This window comes from Bifidobacterium pongonis (assembly GCF_019331805.1).
Lineage (GTDB): Bacteria > Actinomycetota > Actinomycetes > Actinomycetales > Bifidobacteriaceae > Bifidobacterium > Bifidobacterium pongonis.
The window spans coordinates 1-19,946 of record NZ_JAHBBE010000016.1; the positions used below are offsets into that span (position 1 = coordinate 1).

Sequence of the window (19,946 nt, forward strand, 5' to 3'; positions counted from 1 at the left end):
CGCGGCGGCGTTACGTATGATGTGATCTTTGGGCGGGCTTTGTTTCGTAAAGTTCGTCATATCGGCATTCTCACAAATAGCCGATGCGATGGCCGTCATTCTCATGGATGAAAAAAGGATGAAAAACGCGGCGCGTCTCGGCCTTGGGATGTATGCGGCATGTTCTGCGGGCTTATGGCTTATGGAAGATCGACGCGCATGTCGCGGCCGGTCGACGCCTACAGTGGCAATGGCGAAATACGGAGGAGAAGAGAGGGAAAGGCATAGGATTCGATGAGCGGAACGGTGCAGGAAACGCAGGATGCGAAGGAAGTTCCGGCAGGCGGAACCGGTCAGGGTGTCGGCACGCATGAGGGCACGGTCGTGCCGAAGAACGTCGCCCGACTCATGATGCTCGTCAACGCCGCCGTATGGGGTTCGGGCTATACGATGCTCAAGCATGTGCAAGGCGTCATGACGTCCCAGTGGATGATGTTCTTCCGTATGACGGCCTCCGTCGTGCTTATGGCCATCGTGTTCCTTCCCCATCTGCGCAAGATCAGGATCGGCCGCTACATCGTGCCCGGTCTTATTCTCGCATTGACCTACTGGCTTGGCTTCCTGTTCCAGCTCAAGGGATTGGAAACCACGACGCCGGGGCGCAACAGCTTCTTCACCGACACGTACTGCGTGATGGTGCCGTTCGTCATCTGGGCGCTGACCCGCAAACGCCCCAGCGTCCAGCACATCATCGCGGCGTTCGTGTGCGCGTTCGGCATCGGACTGGTCTCCTTGGGCGGGTCCAGTGGCGGCGATCTCATTGGTCTGAGTTCCGGCGACATTCTGACGATCGTCGGCGCGCTGTTCTACGCGGTGAACCTGGTGGTCGTCGGCATGATGGGGCGGAAGTTCGACGCGGTGGCGTTGATGCTGATGGAGTTCACCTGGTGCGCGGTGGCCTTCGGCGTGGGCGCGGTGGCGTTCGATGGTGCGCCGTCGGCGTCGTGGATGCGGATCGATGTGGTGCTGTGTCTCGCGTATCTGGTGATCGGTTCGACGATCATCGCGCAGATCTTCCAAACCATCGCGGTGCAGAACCTGCCGGCCACGGAAGGATCCGTGATCCTGAGCACCGAATGCATTTTCGCCATGATCGTCGCCGTGATCTTCACGGGGGAGACGCTCACCGTGGCGTCCGTATGCGGATTCGCCGTGATTTTCGGCGCGATCCTCCTTTCGGAAGTGCAGCTTCCCGGCAAGCGCAAAGCGGAATAAGCGTGACTCGCGTGGGGGAGGCGCGAAAAGTGGACGGCATGGGGTACGGTGGGGGAGTTTGCGCAAACGGCGCAATACCTGAACCGAAAGGCCACTGTGCCCAATACCGATACTTCTTCCGAATATTTCGAATCCGACGAGCGTACCGTCGGCAATGATTCCGCTCCCACCTTCGCCGAACTCGGCGTGCCCGGAGCGCTGACGCATGTTCTTGCAAGCGACGGCAAGCGCACCGCGTTCCCCATCCAAGCCGACACCCTGCCCGATTCCCTGGCCGGTCGTGACATTCTCGGCCGTGGCCGTACAGGCTCCGGCAAGACGCTCGCCTTCTCCATTCCGCTGGTCGCCCGTCTGGCCGCAGACGAGCATGACATCGCCGCCATCGAGCGCGAGGCACGCCGCGAAGTCGATCGTCGCCGCGGCAAAGGCAAGGCGAAGGGCGCGGATGTGCCGCGTCCGCGCGCTCTGGTGCTCGCCCCCACCCGCGAACTCGCCAAGCAGATCGACGACGTGCTGCTGCCGCTCGCCCAGGCTTACGGCATGAGCACCACCACCGTGTACGGCGGTGTGAAATACTCCCGTCAGATCGCCGAGCTCAAGGCCGGCGCCCAGATTGTGGTGGGATGCCCGGGGCGTTTGGAGGATCTGCTGCGCCAGAACGCGCTCACCTTGGACTCCATCGAATGCGTGGTGCTGGATGAGGCCGACGAAATGGCCGACATGGGCTTCCTGCCCGCCGTGGAACGTCTGCTCGACCAGACCCCGAAGGACGCCCAGCACATGCTGTTCTCCGCGACGCTCGATCATGGCGTCGACAAGGTCGTGAACCGTTTCCTGCATGATCCCAAGGTGCACAGCGTCGACGACGCGACCAGCCCGGTCGACGAGATGACGCATCACGTGTTCGAGATCACCAAGGGCGACAAGCCGGAGATCGTGCGCACCCTGGCTTCCGGCACGGGCAAGCGCATCCTGTTCACCCGCACCAAGTTCCAGGCGAAGAAGCTCGCCAAGAGTCTCACCAATCAGGGCATTCCGTGCGCGCAGCTGCACGGCAACCTCAACCAGAACCAGCGCGACCGCAATCTCGCCGCGTTCGAAAGCGGCGAAGTGAACGTGCTCGCCGCCACCGACGTGGCCGCACGCGGTATCGACGTGAGTGGCGTGGAGCTCGTGGTGCAGGTCGAACCGCCGGAGGATCCGAAGGCGTTCCTGCATCGTTCCGGCCGTACCGCGCGTGCCGGTCATCAGGGCGACGTGGTCACGCTCGTACTGCCCGAGCAGCGCCGCGAAACCAGGTTCATGCTGCGCAAGGCCGGCATCAAGGTCAAGCCCATCGCCGTCACCCACAAGTCGCCGGAAGTGCTGGAACTGGTCGGCGATCGTGCGGAGAAGGTCGAAGGCTGGGAGCTTGCCCCGCTGCAGAAGAATGTCAAGCCGTTGCCGAAGAAAGGCAAGGGCGGCAAGGGCAAGGGGCGCGGTAAGCGTGCCGACGACCCGTTCGAGAATCAGTACGAGGCTCCGAAGCGCAAGGGCGGCAAGAAGCGTTCCGAAGGGAAGACCGGCCGTTTCGAGGACGCCGGTTCCGCACGTTGGGATGACCGTTTCGACGTCGAATCCGGTAGCGGTAACGGCAACCGCCGCAAGCATGACAAGCGTGATCGCGGGGACGCGGTCGGGCGCATCATCGACGAACCGCGCAAGGGCGGCAAGCGCGTGCATCGTAAGCCGATCCGCGTGGTCGAGGATCTGCGCGGCGAGGACGCGAAGCGTCACGATCGCCGTATGAACGCCAAGAAGGCGAAGTATGACGATCGTCCGGTTCGTGGGAAAGCCGACCGTGGGAATGAAGCGAAGCGCCGTGACCACGACCGCCATGACGGCAAGAGGAACGGCGGCGGCAACCGTCGCTCCGCCCAAGGGTTCCGCAAGCACAACAAGTCGAAGCGCGCGCCGTTCCGCAATTCGCCGCGGTGATTCGACCAAGCCGGACGGTTCGTCCGGCATGGAACGGCTCGTTCGGCTCGCCCGGTTCACCCGGCGTGTGATGAGCGGAACCGTGTGAGAACCGTGCGAGCGTAAGAATCGCAATGCATGAGGCCCGTCCCGCCGTTTCCTTGGATTTCCAGGAAACGGCGGGACGGGCCTCATGCGTCGCTACGGCATTCACAGCGCCGTCGGCAGTACTCGCGCCGGGCTACATCTCCTCATGCCAATGCGGGTCGAGCGCCTTGCAGCGCCCTTCGGGATTATCCAGCAGGGCGATGTCGCGCATATCCTGCTCATCCAACTCGAATCCGGCGATGTCCAGATTCGCGCGCTGGCGTTCGGCATGCATCGACTTCGGAATCGACACGTCGCCGATCTGCAGATGCCAGCGGAGTACCGCCTGAACCTCGGATACGCCATGCTTGCCCGCGATACGGCGGATCGTGGCGTCTCGCAGCATCTGGTTGGCCCTGCCCAGCGGGCTCCACGCCTCGGTGATGATGCCGTGCTCGTCGTCGTAACGACGCTGCTCGACCTGCTGGAAGTAGGGGTGCAGTTCCACCTGGTTGACGCTGGGCGTCACGCCGGTGGCGCGGATCAGCATGTCGATATGGCCGGGCAGGAAATTGCTTACGCCCACATGCCTGATCAGTCCGTCACGCTGCGCGTCGACGAGCGCCTGCCATGCCTCCACGTACAGGCCCTTGGAAGGGTTCGGCCAGTGGATCAGATACAGGTCGATGTAGTCGAGGCCGAGGCGGCACAGGCTTTCCTCGATGCACACGCGCGCCTTGTCGTACTGGTGGAAGCGCCCCGGCAGCTTCGAGGCGACGATCACATCCTCGCGCGGCACCGACGACATGCGGATCGCCTTGCCTACGGTGCCTTCGTTCTCATAGTTCACCGCGCTGTCGAGCAGCCGGTAGCCGTTCTCCAACGCCGAGGCGATGGCCTTCGCGCCGTCGAATCCGCTCACCTTGTACGTGCCGAATCCCACCGCCGGCAGTTCGAGGCCGTCATGCGATACGCGCGTGGGCAATGCCGATGATGCGTTGCTCATGTTCCCGTCCTTTCCTAGGTGTTCCTATGGTTCCCGTTTCCACGGGTTTCAAGCGTTTTTCGGTTTCGTCCGTCGATGATACGACGGTCCGGCGCCGACGCAAGGGTGCGTGACGCCGGACCGTTCCGATCGTTCCATTCGTTTCGCCGTTTCCGGATTCCGGGTGCGGCGCGCTCACTCCACGTTCGCGTGGTTCGCGTTCGCGTCGGCATCCGACACGTTGTCGCGGCGCGAGATCATCAGGCACAGGGCGTCCAGCGCGATATGCACGGACTGGTCGAACAGCGAGCTCAGCAGCTGGATCGAGCCGCCGGCCTCACCCTTCACGCGCCCCGGCACCACGATCACCGCGTCGGCGGTGGCGGCCAGAGGGGAGTCGGGCTTGGACGTCACGGCGATGACCTTCACGCCGAGCTTCTTGGCGGCTTCGGCATCCTCCACCGTGCGGCGCGTCTTGCCCGAACCGGAGATGGCCAGCAGCACATCGCCCTCATGCATGGACGGGCAGATGGTTTCGCCCATCATGTAGCTCGTGTAGCCGATGTGCATCATACGCATGGCGAAACTGCGCGCCTGGAAGCCGGAGCGGCCCTCGCCGGCCGCGTAGACGCGGGATTCCTTCGTGATCAGCGGCATGGCCTGCTCAAGGTCATGCTCGTCCATCTTGGCGATCACGCCCTGCACCTCTTCGACGATCTGGTCGAGAATACGTTCGTTGGTGTTCATTGCATTTCCTTTCTGCATGCCTCGCATGCCTCTGTGATGTCATCGGCCTTGGTGATCGCCGATCCCATGATTACGATATCGATGCCTTCCTTCGACAGGTCGGCGAGCTGGTGGCGTTTGATGCCTCCCGCGATCGCGATGTGGCCGATCTGCGGGAAGCGCTCCCGGAACGCGCGCACTTGGGCGACCGGATCGGCCACGGCCCCCGAATCCACGGAGGTGTGCAGGCAGTACACCGCGTCGCGGAAACCGCTGATGCGTTCGATGCGCTGTTCGTCGCATTCCAGCAGGTCGATCATCATCGTCCCGCCATGCTCTTCGGCGGACGCGGCGCACGCCTCCAGCGTACCCAGCGACGACGATCCCATGACGGTCAGATAATCGAACCCGCATTCGAAGCCGAGATCGAACTCGTATTTGCCCTCATCGCAGGTTTTGATGTCGCCGAGCACTTCGGTGCCCGCGGCGGCGTCGAGGATGGGGGAGAGCGCACGCACGCCGAACTCCTTGGTCAGCGAGGTCCCCACCTCGATGATGTCGGCGCGGCCGTCGAGCGCCCGCACGATCTGCGTCGCGCGTTCCACGGATACGCGGTCTATGGCGACCTGCAGTTTCATGATGTTGTCCTTTCGTTGCGAGGTTTGACGAAGATACGGGGAACGGATGTTCCGGCGCTTCCGGCTGTTACAGGGAGAGCTCCTTGCGCGGCGTGGAGGCGATGAACTCGCGCAGCTCGTCGGCGGTGGGCAGTCCTTCGGAATCGGAGACGCTGGTGACCTGGATGGCTCCCACCGCGTTGGCGCGTTCGAGCAGATGCTCGCCGTCGAGCCCTTCGAGCAGTGCGGTGATGACGCCGGAGGCGAATCCGTCGCCGGCTCCCACGGTGTCGACCACGTCGACGGTGAAGCTCGGGGCCACGGTCCTCGTGATGGAACCGTCATCGGCCTTCTCGAACAATGCCGACCCGGAGTCGCCGAGCTTGATGATGACCGTATGCACGCCCATGTCGAGGTAGAAGCGCGCGATGTCGTACGGGTCGCTGGCCCCGGAGAACAGCTGGCCTTCCTCCAGGCCGGGCATGAACACGTCGCATTCGGCGGCCAGACGGTTGGTGGCGGCGATCATGGCATCCTTGCCCGGCCACAGGGTGGGGCGCGGATTGGGGTCGAACAGCACGGTGACGCCGTGTTCGCGAGCGGCCTTCACCAGGGCGGTCACGGTGTCGTACGTGTTGGGGGCGAGCGCCGAGAAGATGCCGGTGACGTGCAGTATGCGCACGCCGTCGAAGTCGATGCCGTCCACGATGTCCGGCGTGGTGCGCGAGGCGGCCGAACCGGCGCGGAAATAGATGACCTTCGGTTCGCCGTCGCTGGAACGGACCTTGAGCTGGTAGCCGGTCGCGGCGTCGGAGGTGCGGCGGATGTCGGACGTGTCGATGCCGATGCCGTTCATGTAGTCGAGGATGAGGTCGCCCTGCCAGTCCTTGCCGAGCGTGGTCACGTAGCTGACGGAATGCCCTTGGCGGGTGACGCCGATCGCCACGTTGAATTCGGCTCCGGCCATCTGGCGGGGGAGTGTGCGTGCTTCGAGATAGGTTTCGTTCGAATCGGCGATGAGGTTCACCATGGGTTCGCCGATGGTCATGACTTCGGACATTGCTGCTCCTTGCGGTAACGATTGTGCGGGTGGTGCGTTTGTGTGGGTGGGTGCGTGTTGCAGTGCGCTCAGCGTTCGCTCAGCGTTCGGCGACGGTTTGGCGTACGAGGCTGACCTGTTCGCCGACGAGCTGTGCGGGGATGGGGAATTCCAGGAGCGCGGGGACGGTGGCGGGGAGCCTGTGCAGCATGGGCTGCCAGTCGATGCCGCCGTTCTGGAGCATGGTGGTGGCCGGGCCGTTTTCGGTGTTGCCGACGTTCTTCAGGTGGAAGATGGTGATGTGCCCGAGCAGCTGGTCGAAGGCGGTCTGCGGGTCCTCGTTGAGCCAACGCCAGTTGCCCAGGTCGAAGGTGTAGCCGATGCGTCCGCCCGCTTCGGCGATGTGTGCGAGGGTGGCGGCGGTTCCGGCGAGGGGGCCGTTCTCCGGCGTCTGGTCGTTTTCGACGCTCAAGGTCACCTTATGCGCGGCGGCGGCTTCGTCGATCGACCTGATGGTTTCCGGGCTGGCCTTGACGATGTCGCCCTGGTTGAATTTCACGTTGGCGGCGCCCATGCGTTCCGCCTCGTCGAGGAACGCTTCCAGCTGGGGGTTGGCTTCGCCGTTGACACCGAGCGGTTCGGGAACCGAGTAGAACAGCGTCAGATGGTTGTCTTCGGCGGCTTTGGCGATCGCGCGGATCTCGGCGTCGCCGGTGATGTATTCGCGGCGGACCTCCGCGAGGGTGATGCCGTGCGAGGCGATGCGGGCGAGCAGTTCGGATTGCGGCGTGCCGTCGCGCAGCGCGTCCATGTAGACGAGGGTGTTGATGCCGATGGTGGTCATGATGAAGTCCTTTGCGTGTGTGTATGCGTTATTACGTTTGTATGGGGGTGGTGGTGCGTGCGGCGGGGCGCGGTCGGCGGCCGGTTCGGCTCGGCCGCGCCCCGCCATGCGGTTCTGTTAGAACAGCAGCAGGGAGGCGAGTCCCATGATCGGGAAGGTGCACAGCCAGTAGACGGGCACGCCGTTCTTGAGGAAGGTCTTCGGTTCGAGCTCGTTGTATTCGACGGCCCACATGTTCCAGGACTGGGTGACGCAGCTGGAGATGCAGGTCATGGACGGCACCACGAGCAGCGCGAACAGGAACCATGCGTTGAACACGCCCATGCCCATGAGGATGCTGATGACGGCGGAGCCTGCGCCGTAGAGTTCCAGCGGGCCGCGGAACAGGGCGAGCGGGGCGAGGATGCACACAGCGAGGGCGAGGATCATCTCGTTGTTGGGTACGACGGAGGTCAGCGCCGGGCCGAAGTCGGCCATCACGGTGACGGCGGCGTGCTGGAAGAAGCGCAGCACGAGCAGCATGATGATGAGGCTGCCGATGTCGCCGATGGCGGTTTTCGCGGTGGAGTTGAGGATGTCGACGAAGCCCTTGTAGGTCTTCATGTGGCCGGTGCCGAAGAAGGCGATGATGGATGCCAGGAACAGTGCGGGGACGGCGTCCCACTGGAAGATGATGCTCAGGGCCACGGGCACGACGGGCAGTACGTAGGTCCAGACCGGCACCTGCGGGATTTCGGCGGTGCGTTCGGACGGGTCGCCCACTTCATAGGGCTTGCCGTTCTTGATGGCCTTCGAGTTGATGAGGATGAAGATGATCACGCCGATCATCTGCACGATCATGGCGGCGATGCCGAATCTCAGGTAGTGGGAGCCCCAGGCGATGGTCTGCCCGTCGGGGGACTTGTAATCCTGGTAGAAGGCCGCGAACTGCACGAACAGGACGCTGTTGATCCACATGGCCGCGCCGATGGAGAGGGTGAACACGGGGACCGCGACGCGCTTGGGGACGCCGAGCCTGCCGAGGATGGGGAAGAGGATCACGCCGATGGCGATGGCGGAGCCGACGCCGTATGCGCTGGTGAAGATGAGGCAGGTGACCAGGGCCATGCAGATGGTGGCGAGCACGGGGCTCTTCTCGCCGACCTTGGCGGTGCGGTAGGAGATGGAGGCGGCGATGCCGGTGTCGACCAGCACGCGGCCGAACCATGCGCCGCAGATGATCTGAATGATGGTCGACCCGTAGGTCAGCGCCGGTTGGGCGAAGGTCTCCTCGATCACGTTGAACGGCTTGCCTATGCCGAACGGGATGCCGAGGAAGTACACCAGCGTCCAAACGATGGTGAGGATGAAGAATCCGATGGTGAGGTTGCCGCCCTTCATCGCGTAGATGACGAAGCAAATGAAAGAGGCGATGAGCAGCAGGCCCATAACCCAGATAATCATTTGTTGCTCCTCCTTGAGCCTGAGTTGGTTGATGTTCATTGTATCGGCAACTGATGTTGACCGATTTAGTTTACCGTTTCCGTTTACCGGTTAACAATGAGAGTACACCAAAAACCGTTTACCGGTTAACTACGGCGTGTCAACCGGTAAACGGGACTACTTGATCAAGCCGGTCAGGGTTGGAAAATCAACGATCCGTCGAATCAAACACGCACAGGCGCGCCGGCACCTCATCCACCGAACAAGGCCCATCGAAACCGTCATAGATACGAGCGAACAACTTCCGCGCGGCGGTACGCCCCATAAGCATCGGATTCTGATCGAGGCAGGTGATACCCGGGCCACTGTACTTGGCCCACCGCTCATCCGCGAACGCGCAGATGCCGACCCGCTCACGCACCTCGGCGGAAGTCGCCTCAAGCACATCGCGCATGCTCTCCTCGTTATTGGCGAACAGGCAGACGCGCTCGCCGCCGTGGACCTCCAGGATCCGCTCGATGGCAGGACCCAGATCGTCGGCCCCGGAATCGTAGACCAGCACCTCGCCCTCGATGGAGTGGGAAGCCAGATACTCCTCGACGGCGGCACGGCGCACGGTGCGCGTGCTGATGCCCTCGCCCGGGCGGGTGACGAACACGACATAGGCAAAACCGCGGGACGCGAGATGATCGAGCATCGCCCGCACCGCACCCGCATTGTCATTGGCGACGCTGTCGTATGTCAGGGGAGTCATGATGCGGTCCAGCATGACCACCGGCTTGCGATTGGCCCTGCCGTGGAACTCGCCGAGCCAGGCATCGTTGTTGCCGACCGTGTTGACGATCAGGCCGTCGACCTGGGCATCCAGCAGCGATTCGATATTGGCCTGCTCCAGCTCGGGGCTGTTGTTCGAATCGCTCACCAGCAACTGGACGTCACGCGCCCGGCACTCCTCCTGGATGCCCTTGATGAGCAGCGAGCTGAACGGATTGCCCACGTCGGCGATGGTCACGCCGACCATATGGCTCACGGTGGCCTTGAGACTCTGCGCCATCTTGTTCGGGCGGTAGCCGAGCTCCCTGATGACCTGCTCGATCTTCGCCTTCGTCTCCGACGACATATACGCGTATTCGCCGTGCAGGTACCGGGAGATCGTGGTCTTGGAGACGCCCACGGCCTCGGCCACATCCCCCATGCTCGGCTTCCGGTTCGTCCTGCCTGCCTTCAAAGCGCACCCCCTGGTCTGCGTACTCGTGTGTTCTCCAAACAATTCTCCAAACAACAATAGCGTGCCATGCCGGTGCCGCGCGGCGATGCGGCGTCTCGAAACCGATGTCGGGCGTTGTGCCCGGGCACGGTGCCGGACCGTGCAATGCCGGCGCGTGAACAGTGAATGAACAAACGACAGGGGGTCTGCCGGAAGCCGGACGGATGCTATATTCTTGCGGAAGGCATGGGCGCGGCCGTGCGGGCGCGTCGCTTCGCCGAACTTCAAGGACGGGAGGCGTACCGGATGCGCGTATTCGATTTCGACGGCACGATCTACGACGGCGAAAGCCTGTTCGACCTGTACCTGTTCTCCGTCAGGTACGAGCCCAAGGCGCTGCGGTTCATCGCGCCGGTGATCCGGTATGCGGCCAAATACAAGCTCGGCAGGGCATCCTTCGAGCAGATGGAACGCGGCGTGAGCGGGCTGTGCGGCGACTATCTGCGTCTCATGTCGGATTCCGTCGACCTGGAACGATTGATCGAGGCGTTCTGGGAGCGCAATATGAAACGCATCAAACCATGGTATGAGCCGCGCGGCGACGACGTGATCCTCACCGCGTCGTTCGACCTGACCGTGGGGGAGGCCTGCCGCAGGCTCGGCGTCGGCCACGTGGTCGGCTCCGTGATCGACCCGGGCAGCATGTCCGTGGAATACCTGAACTTCAACGTCAACAAGCCGAAACGCCTGCGCGAACTGTATGGCGAGGACGTCGTCGTCGACGAGTTCTACACGGACAGCGTCTTCGACCAGCCGATGATCGACGTCGCCCGGCACGCCTACATGGTCAAAGGAGACAAGGTCACCCAGGTGAAGTGACCGAGGCGGCAAGCTTGAAAAGCGGCCTTCGCTGAATGGTGAACATTCGTGCCCATCCGCGAGCCGAATCGATAGACTTGGCTCTCGTTGCAAGCAAAGAGGGAGGGCGCCACCATGATCGCCGGAGTATCCGTCGTCACGCTGTTGTTGGTTCTCGTTGCCGGTATCGGCGCGGGATTCGTCGGGTACGCGGTCGGGGCGTCGTCGTTGATCTCCTACCCGGCGCTGCTGGCGTTCGGCATCCCGCCCGTATTGTCGAACACCACGAACACCGTGGGCGTGTGCGGCACCGGCATCGGCGGACTCTTGGCCGCTCGCAAGGAGCTGAAAGGGCAGGGCAGGCGCGTGGTCGCCTACGCGCTCATTGGCTTGGCCGGAGGCATCATCGGCGGACTGCTGTTGCTGGAACTACCGGCGAAGGTGTTCGAATTCGCGGTGCCGCCGCTGATCGGCTTCAGCGCCCTGCTCATCGCATTGAACCCCCGTGGCAAGGCCGCCGCGCGTGACGCCGTGGCCACGGCCCTCCCTGAATCGGAGCAGGGTGAGCGCGCCGCGAAGATCGCAGCCAAATCAGGCGACGGGAAACTGCACGATCCGTGGTGGCTGTGGCTCGGCGTGAGCTTCGTCGGCGTGTACAGCGGCTATTTCGGCGCGGCGGCGGGTACGCTCGCGCTGGCGATCCTCGATCTGGGCAGGATCGGGCCGTTCCACCAGATCAACGCGCTCAAGACGGTGGTTGGATTCGGCGCGAACATCTCCGCCGCCACCATGTTCATCATCCGCGGTTCCGTCTACTGGCCGTTCGCCATCATGATGTGCCTCGGGTGCATCATCGGCAGCGCCATCGCACCGCCAGTCACCCGCCATATTCCCGAAAACATCATGCGTGCGGCCGCCGTGATCACGGGCATCGTCCTCGCCGTGAAATTCGGCTGGAACACCTACTTCTGAGAACTTCTGAGAATTCGGCAAGCGGTCTTGGTAGGGATCCTTCTCGCTTCCCCCATTACCGAAATCAGACAAATTCAGCCCAATTCTGTCCGATTTCGAGCAAGCATCCAACCTTCACTTTCCCTCCATCGCCCCCGTTACCGAAATCAGACAAATTCAGCCCGTTTCTGTCTGAAAACGGTACGGGCCAGCCTCACTCTTACTTCTCCCCATCGCCCTCGTTACCGAAATCAGACAGAATCGGCCCATTCTTGTCCGATTCCGGACGAAGCAACCCCAACCCTCACTTTGCCTTGTCCCACCCATTACCGAAATCAGACAGAATCGGCCCAATTCTGTCCGAAAACGGTACGGGCCGTCCTCATTCTTGCTTCTCCCCATCGCCCCCCATTACCGAAATCAGACAGAATCGGCCCATTCTTGTCTGAAAACGGTATGAGGCGCCCAGTCCGTCACCGAAAACGGCTGGAACGGCCTGTTACTCGGCTTATATATGGCGGATTCGGGGGTCTGCGGAATGCTAGGTGGCTTATATATGGCACTCAAAGTGCGATATGCCGAGTATGGCGGTTGGAATTCCGCGACTTGTACTTGGGTTTTCCGGGTTTAGGTGCCATATATAAGCCACCTGGCAAAATTCAAACCCTCAAATCTGCCACAAATAAGCGAGATAACCCTTCAAGACAGCCAGAGCCAGTCCGAAGCCCCCATTCCACAATCCAGGCATTACCGGAATCGGACAGAAACGGGGCATTTTTGTCTGAAACGGTACGAATTGGTACGAATCAGCCAGAACCAGCAAAACCATCCTTTCCCAGTCCACTCGTCACCGGAATCGGACAGAATTGGGCTGATTTTGTCTGAAAACGGTAGGGGATTACTGTCCGTTTCCGGGGGCGGACGGATCTTGTCTGTTCCTGCCGGTTTTTGGGTGGGGCTGCCACATGTTTCTTCGGGTTGGCGTGTGGCGAGCCGTGGGAATGTCCGGCTGTATTCCCGGTCGGTGAGCCTGCCGAGTTTGTACACCTTGACGCGCCATGCGTTACGCACCGGGGAGTAAATTGAAGATGCCAGGCCGTTCAAGGCACGCCGTTGACGTCATCAAAGCGATGTCGGGGGTGCTCGGCGGCGCGTACGGACAACGAGATCGAAGGGGAAACTTCCATGAAGCAATGCGAGAGCTGCCGATTCGGCAATCCCGATGGGGCCAATTTCTGCCGTCACTGTGGCAGACCGTTCCAGAGCGTTCAGGACGTTCAGGACGTTCAGGACGTTCAGGACGTTCAGGACGCGGATATCCAGACGGAGACGCCCGCGGTCGACTCCGAGCCGGAAGCGGATGCTTCCACGCAGGGCGCCGTTTCCGAACCGGCAAGCGAAGGCGAGGCGTCGGCGCCGTCGACGGAACACGTCGCATCCGAAAACCAGGAAGAGAATGTTGAAGCCGTTTCGCAGGCGGATGCGCCGGCTGACGACCAGAGCGACGCGACCGTGCCGATCGCGACGGCTCAGGCGAAGGAGGATACGCCCACCACGGTCATGCCGCAGCAGCCGGTGGAAGCCCAAGGCGAGACCCAGCCGATCGCCCAGCAGCCCATCCAAGCGATTCCTCCCGTTCGGCCAGTTCCGCAGGCGCAGCCGGTCTCGCCCGTCCAGCAGGCCCAGCCCGTCCCGCAAGTGCCGCCGGTCCAGCAAGCCCCGCAGGCGCAGCCGCAGTACGGCAACCAGCAGCAGTACCAGCAGTTCCAGCAGCCGGTGCAGCAATCGTTCCAGCAGCCTGTCCAGCAAAGCCAGCAGTCATACCAGCAAGGTCAGCCGTACCAGCCCGGTCAGCCATACGCCCAGCAGCCGCAGCAGCCGTCCGCGGCCGCGATCGAGGGGCGTACCTTCTTCAACTGGCTCAGGGAGGCGCTGGTCCACCCGTCGCAGGACAAGCCGATGAAGAAGTGGTACAGCTGGGTCATCACGCTGTTCCTCAGCTTCATGATCGCGCTGAACATCGTGGTGTGGATCACCCAGGGCGCGTCCATCGTCAGCCAGCTGGACGGTTACAGCTCGGCGGTGGTGCAGACGCTGTTCGCGATGTGGATCGCCGCGTTCCTGATCCTGTATTCCTGCATCCTTTTCGCGCTGCTTGGCCGCAAGGTGCTCGGCGACCACAAGAAGTTCTCGCAGTTCCATGACGAATACGCGCGCCGCCTCATGCCGTGGGTCATGCTCGAGCTCATCGTGTTCGTGCTGAGCATCGTCCGTCTGACGCCGCTCGCGGTACTGCTGCAGTGCTTCGGCCTCGGCCTGTTCTCCATGTGGCAGCCCGTCGTCGTCGCCCAAGGCCAGTCGCAGAGCAAGCGTGACCCGCATTGGGGTTGGCTGCTTGCCATGATCGTGCAGATGGTTGCCACGGCCGCGGCGATCGTCGTCATCGTGCTGATCGTCTCCGCACTGCTCACCTCCTTCGCGGCGGGAGCCGTCAGCTACTACTACTGATATCGGGCATTCCTCGCTTCGGATCGGCCGGTCGTGCCATTTCGCTTCGGGCGCAATGGCACGACCGGCCGATTGTATAATTGTCGAGTCGTGCCGGCGAAACTGCAACGATGGAGGTCTGGCGTATGACTGTCGTCAATGAGGCGAAACTGGGATATCTCGATTTCCTGTCGCGCGAGGACCGGGTGCGGCACCACCGCTACGTCGAGGAGATGAAGCAGTACGACATGATGCGCTCCGGCGACATCAACGCGATCGCGGAAAGTTCGCGACTGTGGGATTCCGGCCTGTACGGCCACCTGTCCGACGATCCGCTGCTGAACGTGAAATACCGTTTCGTCACCACCATCACCCTGGCCACGCGTTTCGCCATCGAAGGCGGGATGGACGAGGAGGACGCCTACAACGCCTCCGACCTGTACATCCAGAACCTGGAGACCTGCACCACGCCGGAAGCCGTGCGCAGGCTGCACACCGACATGATGACCTTCTTCACCTGGGCCATGGCCGACATGCAGAAGACCGACGTGCATTCCAAGGCCGTGGGCGAATGCATGGACTACATCCACTACCATCTGCACGAGAAGATCACCGTGCCCATCCTTGCCGAGCACGTGCACCTCAACCCCACCTACCTGTCCGAACTGTTCTCCCGCGAAACCGGCACGACGATCTCGCAGTACATCACCGACAAGCGCATGGAAGCCGCGGAGAACATGCTCAAATACTCCGAATACGGTTTCGCCGAAATCGCGCGCATCCTCGCCTACCGCTCCCAAAGCCATTTCACCAAGGTCTTCAAGAAGCACAGCGGGATGACACCGGGGGAGTACCGCAGGAAATACGCCAGGAACGGCATCTGGCCCGAATAGCCACGCCTGGGTGAATATGACGTGACCCTCCCGCGAATTCTTCGCTCCGGGCGCAACACATGCCGCCACCGCCGCGCGAATCGGCTACGGTGGAGTGTGATTCGATGAAGAACATGAACATGAGTAAGGAATGAAACTATGGGAATGCCCCTTGATCTGTATGTGATCCGCCACGGCGAATCCGAAGCGAACGTGATCGTCAACGCCGGCGAGCAGGGCGATAATTCGCTGTACACGCAGGACAACGTGACCGTGCCGGACCGTTCGTGGAGGCTCACCGCCACGGGCCGCAAGCAGGCCGACTGCATCGGACGATGGCTGGTGGCCCAGCAGGAGCTGTTTGACCGCTATCTCGTCTCGCCTTACGTGCGTACGCGCGAAACGGCGGCCACGATGGCGCTGCCGAAGGCGAAATGGGAGGAGACGCGCGTGCTGCGCGAACGCTCGTGGGGTGAGATCAACACCATCACCAAAGAGGAGTTCAAGGCCAACTACAAGCGCAATTGGCTGTTCAAGAACAATGACCCGCTGTATTGGTGCCCGCCGGCGGGCGAATCCATCGCCGACGTGGCGGAGAACCGCGTGCACAACCTGCTTACCTCGCTGAACCGTAAATCCGACGCGGAATCCGTGGTGATGGTCACCCACGGCGACCTCATGCTCGCGCTGATGCTCACCCTCGAGGACCTGTCCGATGAGGAGTTCATGCATCGCGCCGATTCGCCGGATTGGCGGATCACCAACTGCACCTGCCTGCATTATTCGCGTCGCGACCCGCAGACCGGGCGTACCTGCAAGCGGTTCCGTTGGGAGCAGACCGCGCGACCGAAGATCAACGAGCTCAACGGAAAATGGGAGGTCGAAGTGGAACCGTGGCGTGAATTCAAGCGTCCGGTGCTGTCCAACGGCGACCTGGTGGACGTGGTGCATTCCGTCGACCCGCATCTGTGATGCCGTGGTGTCTGTGATGCCTGTGCTTCCATCGCGCGTCCGTAGCGTGCGTCGCGATGTGTAGGACGGCGATATGACGATCGATATGCGTGTGGCCCGGAGGGGAGTCCCGTCCGGGCCACACGCATTCGTTTTCTGATTCGGGTGTCCGGATGTGCTGGGTATCGGCAGGCCAGACGTTCAGGTGTTCGGACGTTCAGACGATTGGCCGGCCGGCGCACCATACGCGTGTCACGCGCCACGTCGACGTGTCGATGAGGTTCAGGTCGGCGGCGAAACCGGGGCGGATGAGCCCCAGAGGCGCTTCGGCGATCGCGTTCTCCACATCCAATCCGAGCGCCTTGGCCGGGGTGAGCGTGGCGGCTTCGACCGCGGCGGCCGGACTGATGCCCAAATCGAGCACGGCATGACGTACGGCATCCTCCAGGGTGAGCGTTGAACCCGCTATCGCACCGTTCGACGCGAGCCGCGCATGACCGTTGGCCACGGTCACCTCCAAACCGCCCAAACGGTATGAGCCGTCCGGGCACCCGGTGGCGGCCATCGCGTCGGTCACGAAGGCGATGCGATGCGGCGCGAGCCCGAACCCCAGCCTCGCCATGGCATCATGCACATGGAAGCCGTCGACGATGAGTTCGAGCACGACGCCATCCGATTCGACGGCCGCGGGAATCGGGCCGGGATTGCGATGGTGCAAACTGTTCATCGCGTTGAACATGTGCGTGAGCATGCCGGCGCCGGCCTCGAATGCGGCGCGTGCGGTGCGGTAATCCGCTTCGCAATGGCCGACAGCGGGCACCGTTCCGGCCGCGGAGAAACGGCGGATCGCGTCAAGGCCGTGCGGCAGTTCGGGCGCGATGGTGATTTGGCGCAGGCAGCCTCCTGCGGCTTCGAGCATGCCGTCCACCGTTTTGGGGTCCGGGTCGCGCAGATATGCCGGATCATGCGCGCCCTTACGCGATACGGCCAGGAACGGGCCTTCGAGATGCGCGCCAAGGATGTCCGGACGAACGGCGGTTTTCTCCCGTACGGTGCGCAGATTCGCATGCATGACGTCGACGGGGTTGGTGATCAGCGACAGCACCTGACGTGTGGTGCCGTGGGTCAGATGCCCGGCGCGGGCCAGGTCGATCGCGTCCGCGCCGTCGTCGAAGCTGCAGCCCCAAGCCCCGTGGGCGTGGATGTCGATATAGCCGGGCGTCAACGTCGCGCCATGCGCGTCGAGAACATGTTCGGGCGCCACGCCGTTGCCACGGCAGGCCGCCTCCAATTCCGCATCCGAGCATCCTGTGGCGGCGATCCGCCCCTCGGCGCACACCACCCAGCAATGATCCGACACGCCGATGGCATCCACCCGGCGTGCGTTGCATATGGCAAAACGTTCCGGCGTGCGCGACAACGCCTGTGCGGCGTTGAAAACACTGGCCTTGCGCGGGGGTAACGATGATTCCACAACAGCCGCCTTCCATCGGATTTTCGGAATTCGTGTTCGATCGGCATCAAATTGTCCGGTTGTAGTACATGGTATCCACCGCACGGCGTTTCGATTCGGAACTCCGGAAATTCGGGGATGCATGTATAGGGCATCCCGTTGAACCGAGGATATCGAGGAACCCTATCCATCGGGGACGCATGAATAGGGATGAGCGCGAAGGAAAGGAGCGGTCATGGGAAGACGGATACGCGGATTCCCTGCGGAACCGAATATGGCGACGCCCGGCTCCGATTCCCGAACGCAGCCTGCGCCCCGGCTTTCCCGACGCAAGCCGGGAAGGGACGAAGAACACACAAGGTAAAACCACAAGAAAGGAACCATGATCATGGCCGACAACAACAACGAACTCGAATACGCCGTGCGCCGCGACATCGACAAGGCGTACCTGTGGGACGACAACCTCGACGGCGAATATCTGAGCTGGGAGGACGGCGAGGACAACGGCACATGGTTGGCCACCGAAGCCGAGGCCCGCGCCTTCGCCATCATGGCCAAGCTGGTCACCGAGGCCGAGGACGGCACCATCATCCTGCTCGACGGCTACAGCATCGTCAGCCGCCCGGTCGTGCATGACGACGAGATCGAGCCCGACCCGGACGACGACGATCCGAACTGGTGATGATCCGGACCGCACCGCTCGGCCGGGTCGGGAATCGATCCGGCCGCCGGTGCGGCCCGCCCATATGGCGCCAGGCAGGCGACCGGCGGTGCGGGAATGGGGGAGCGACGGGACGAAACAAGAGGGGGACCATACCCTGATTACAATTGACCCTCAGTGCGCGGACGGCAAGGGCCGCGCCCTGATCCCCGAATGAGAGAAGAAAAATGAGCAATATGTTCCAATGGGCTCTGCACGGCGACGGCAAGACGCTGAAACCGGGCGAGGTCGTCGAACCCGATGAGCGTCTGACTTGGCCGCGCACCGCCGAAATCGGCGCCCAGCACGTCATCGCCATGTTCGGCGCCACCTTCCTGGTGCCGATCCTGACCGGTTTCGACCCGTCCACCACCCTGTTCTTCACCGCCATGTCCACGGCGCTGTTCCTCCTGATCAACAAGAACGTGCTGCCGAGCTACCTCGGTTCGTCGTTCGGCTTCATCGCCCCGATCACCGCGGTCACCACCGCGAACAAGGGCATCGCGGTCGCATCCTTCGGCATCATGGTCACCGGCCTGCTGCTGGCGCTCATCGGCATCGTCGTGCACTACGCGGGCGCCAAGTGGATCGACATCATCATGCCGCCGGTCGTCAACGGCGCCATCGTGGCGATCATCGGCTTCAACCTCGCCCCGAGCGTGTGGAACAACTTCAAGGCCGCCCCCGACACCGCCATCGTCACGCTGGTGGCCGTGCTTCTCGTGGCCGTGCTGTTCAAGGGTCTGCTCGGACGTCTGAACATCCTGATCGGCGTGATCATCGGCTACGCCTACGCGTGCGTCCGCAACCAGGTCGACTTCTCCGCCATCGGCAAGGCCGCATGGGTCGGCCTGCCCACCTTCCACACCCCGCAGGTCGACTTCTCCATCCTGCCGATGTTCGTCCCGGTCGTGCTCGTGCTCGTCGCCGAGAACGTCGGCCACGTCAAGTCCGTCTCCCAGATGACCGGCCGCGACTATGACGACCAGATCGGCACCGCCCTGTTCGCCGACGGTCTCGGCACCACCATCGCCGGCTTCGGCGGCGGCTCCGGCACCACCACCTACGGCGAGAACATCGGCGTGATGGCCGCCACCAAGGTGTACTCCACCGCGGCCTACTGGTGCGCCGCGGGCTTCGCCCTGATCCTGTCGCTGTGCCCGAAGTTCGGCGCGATCATCAACACCATCCCCGCCGGCGTGCTCGGCGGCGTGACCACCCTGCTGTACGGCATGATCGGCATGATCGGTATCCGCATCTGGGTGGAGAACAAGGTCAACTTCGACAAGCCGATCAACATCATGGTCGCAGCCATCACCATGATCATCGCCATCGGCCAGTTCGCGTTCACCGTCAACGGCATCTCCTTCAACGGCATCGCCATCGGCACGATCGTGGTGCTCGTCGCCTACCACGGTCTGAAGGCGATCGGCAAGTTCACCGGCACGATCGACAAGAACGATCCCGACGTGCTGTGATGCGCCCGGCTAGATAAACCATAGAAGCCCCTTCCCGAACGGTTCGGTTCACCGTTCGG

17 protein-coding genes are annotated in these 19,946 nt (G+C 62.6%); 9 read left to right on the forward strand and 8 right to left on the reverse strand.

All coding sequences use genetic code 11. The features are described from left to right. The first annotated feature begins 273 nt into the window (after positions 1-273). Positions 274-1,254: a DMT family transporter gene (locus tag KIH75_RS05145; protein WP_219055707.1), complete on the forward strand. Its 981-nt coding sequence runs from the start codon at positions 274-276 to the stop codon at positions 1,252-1,254. A 96-nt stretch (positions 1,255-1,350) separates the two neighbouring features. Next, complete coding sequence (locus KIH75_RS05150) at positions 1,351-3,231, forward strand: DEAD/DEAH box helicase (RefSeq protein ID WP_219055708.1); 1,881 nt, start codon at positions 1,351-1,353, stop codon at positions 3,229-3,231. 220 nt (positions 3,232-3,451) lie between these two features. Here KIH75_RS05150 and KIH75_RS05155 read toward each other — a convergent pair whose 3' ends face one another. The 7 genes from KIH75_RS05155 to KIH75_RS05185 all read right to left on the reverse strand — a co-directional run bounded on the left by KIH75_RS05155 (position 3,452) and on the right by KIH75_RS05185 (position 10,125). Beyond that, positions 3,452-4,303: an aldo/keto reductase gene (locus tag KIH75_RS05155; RefSeq protein ID WP_219055709.1), complete on the reverse strand. Its 852-nt coding sequence runs from the start codon at positions 4,301-4,303 to the stop codon at positions 3,452-3,454. 174 nt (positions 4,304-4,477) lie between these two features. Next, the gene (hxlB, locus tag KIH75_RS05160) at positions 4,478-5,029 is read right to left on the reverse strand and encodes a 6-phospho-3-hexuloisomerase (protein WP_219055710.1); all 552 of its coding nucleotides are present in this window, start codon (positions 5,027-5,029) and stop codon (positions 4,478-4,480) included. After that, positions 5,026-5,646 (reverse strand): orotidine 5'-phosphate decarboxylase / HUMPS family protein, encoded by a 621-nt coding sequence (locus KIH75_RS05165; RefSeq protein ID WP_219055711.1) that lies wholly within the window; start codon positions 5,644-5,646, stop codon positions 5,026-5,028. The genes hxlB and KIH75_RS05165 overlap by 4 nt, the downstream gene beginning before the upstream one ends. Positions 5,647-5,713: 67 nt before the next feature. Beyond that, positions 5,714-6,685, reverse strand: coding sequence for a sugar kinase (locus KIH75_RS05170; protein WP_219055712.1), 972 nt, complete (start codon positions 6,683-6,685; stop codon positions 5,714-5,716). 79 nt (positions 6,686-6,764) lie between these two features. Beyond that, on the reverse strand, positions 6,765-7,508 hold the full coding sequence (locus KIH75_RS05175; RefSeq protein ID WP_219055713.1) for a sugar phosphate isomerase/epimerase family protein: 744 nt from the start codon (positions 7,506-7,508) through the stop codon (positions 6,765-6,767). 117 nt (positions 7,509-7,625) lie between these two features. Beyond that, the gene (locus tag KIH75_RS05180) at positions 7,626-8,951 is read right to left on the reverse strand and encodes a gluconate:proton symporter (RefSeq protein ID WP_219055714.1); all 1,326 of its coding nucleotides are present in this window, start codon (positions 8,949-8,951) and stop codon (positions 7,626-7,628) included. A gap of 187 nt (positions 8,952-9,138) precedes the next feature. Continuing rightward, positions 9,139-10,125: a LacI family DNA-binding transcriptional regulator gene (locus tag KIH75_RS05185; RefSeq protein ID WP_219055715.1), complete on the reverse strand. Its 987-nt coding sequence runs from the start codon at positions 10,123-10,125 to the stop codon at positions 9,139-9,141. A gap of 318 nt (positions 10,126-10,443) precedes the next feature. Here KIH75_RS05185 and KIH75_RS05190 point away from each other — a divergent pair, with 318 nt between their 5' ends. The 5 genes from KIH75_RS05190 to KIH75_RS05210 all read left to right on the forward strand — a co-directional run bounded on the left by KIH75_RS05190 (position 10,444) and on the right by KIH75_RS05210 (position 16,277). After that, positions 10,444-11,016, forward strand: a complete 573-nt coding sequence (locus KIH75_RS05190) for a haloacid dehalogenase-like hydrolase (RefSeq protein ID WP_219055753.1) — start codon at positions 10,444-10,446, stop codon at positions 11,014-11,016. A gap of 114 nt (positions 11,017-11,130) precedes the next feature. Then, positions 11,131-11,967 (forward strand): sulfite exporter TauE/SafE family protein, encoded by an 837-nt coding sequence (locus KIH75_RS05195; protein WP_219055716.1) that lies wholly within the window; start codon positions 11,131-11,133, stop codon positions 11,965-11,967. A 1,164-nt stretch (positions 11,968-13,131) separates the two neighbouring features. Beyond that, positions 13,132-14,454, forward strand: coding sequence for a zinc ribbon domain-containing protein (locus KIH75_RS05200; RefSeq protein WP_219055717.1), 1,323 nt, complete (start codon positions 13,132-13,134; stop codon positions 14,452-14,454). A gap of 125 nt (positions 14,455-14,579) precedes the next feature. Next, entirely contained in the window at positions 14,580-15,326 is a 747-nt protein-coding gene (locus KIH75_RS05205; protein ID WP_219055718.1) for a helix-turn-helix domain-containing protein, read from the forward strand. Positions 15,327-15,464: 138 nt separating this feature from the next. Continuing rightward, the gene (locus KIH75_RS05210; RefSeq protein WP_219055719.1) at positions 15,465-16,277 is read left to right on the forward strand and encodes a histidine phosphatase family protein; all 813 of its coding nucleotides are present in this window, start codon (positions 15,465-15,467) and stop codon (positions 16,275-16,277) included. Positions 16,278-16,473: 196 nt separating this feature from the next. Here KIH75_RS05210 and nagA read toward each other — a convergent pair whose 3' ends face one another. Then, entirely contained in the window at positions 16,474-17,676 is a 1,203-nt protein-coding gene (gene nagA / locus KIH75_RS05215; protein ID WP_236028067.1) for an N-acetylglucosamine-6-phosphate deacetylase, read from the reverse strand. Between the two features lie 421 nt (positions 17,677-18,097). Between nagA and KIH75_RS05220 the strand changes: the two genes are divergently transcribed. Together KIH75_RS05220 and KIH75_RS05225 are read left to right on the forward strand one after the other, a co-directional pair. Continuing rightward, positions 18,098-18,391 carry a hypothetical protein gene (locus KIH75_RS05220; RefSeq protein ID WP_219055721.1) on the forward strand — a complete coding sequence of 98 codons (294 nt, stop codon included), beginning with the start codon at positions 18,098-18,100 and terminating at the stop codon, positions 18,389-18,391. A gap of 206 nt (positions 18,392-18,597) precedes the next feature. After that, the gene (locus KIH75_RS05225) at positions 18,598-19,887 is read left to right on the forward strand and encodes a uracil-xanthine permease family protein (protein ID WP_219055722.1); all 1,290 of its coding nucleotides are present in this window, start codon (positions 18,598-18,600) and stop codon (positions 19,885-19,887) included. The last annotated feature ends 59 nt before the right edge of the window (positions 19,888-19,946 follow it).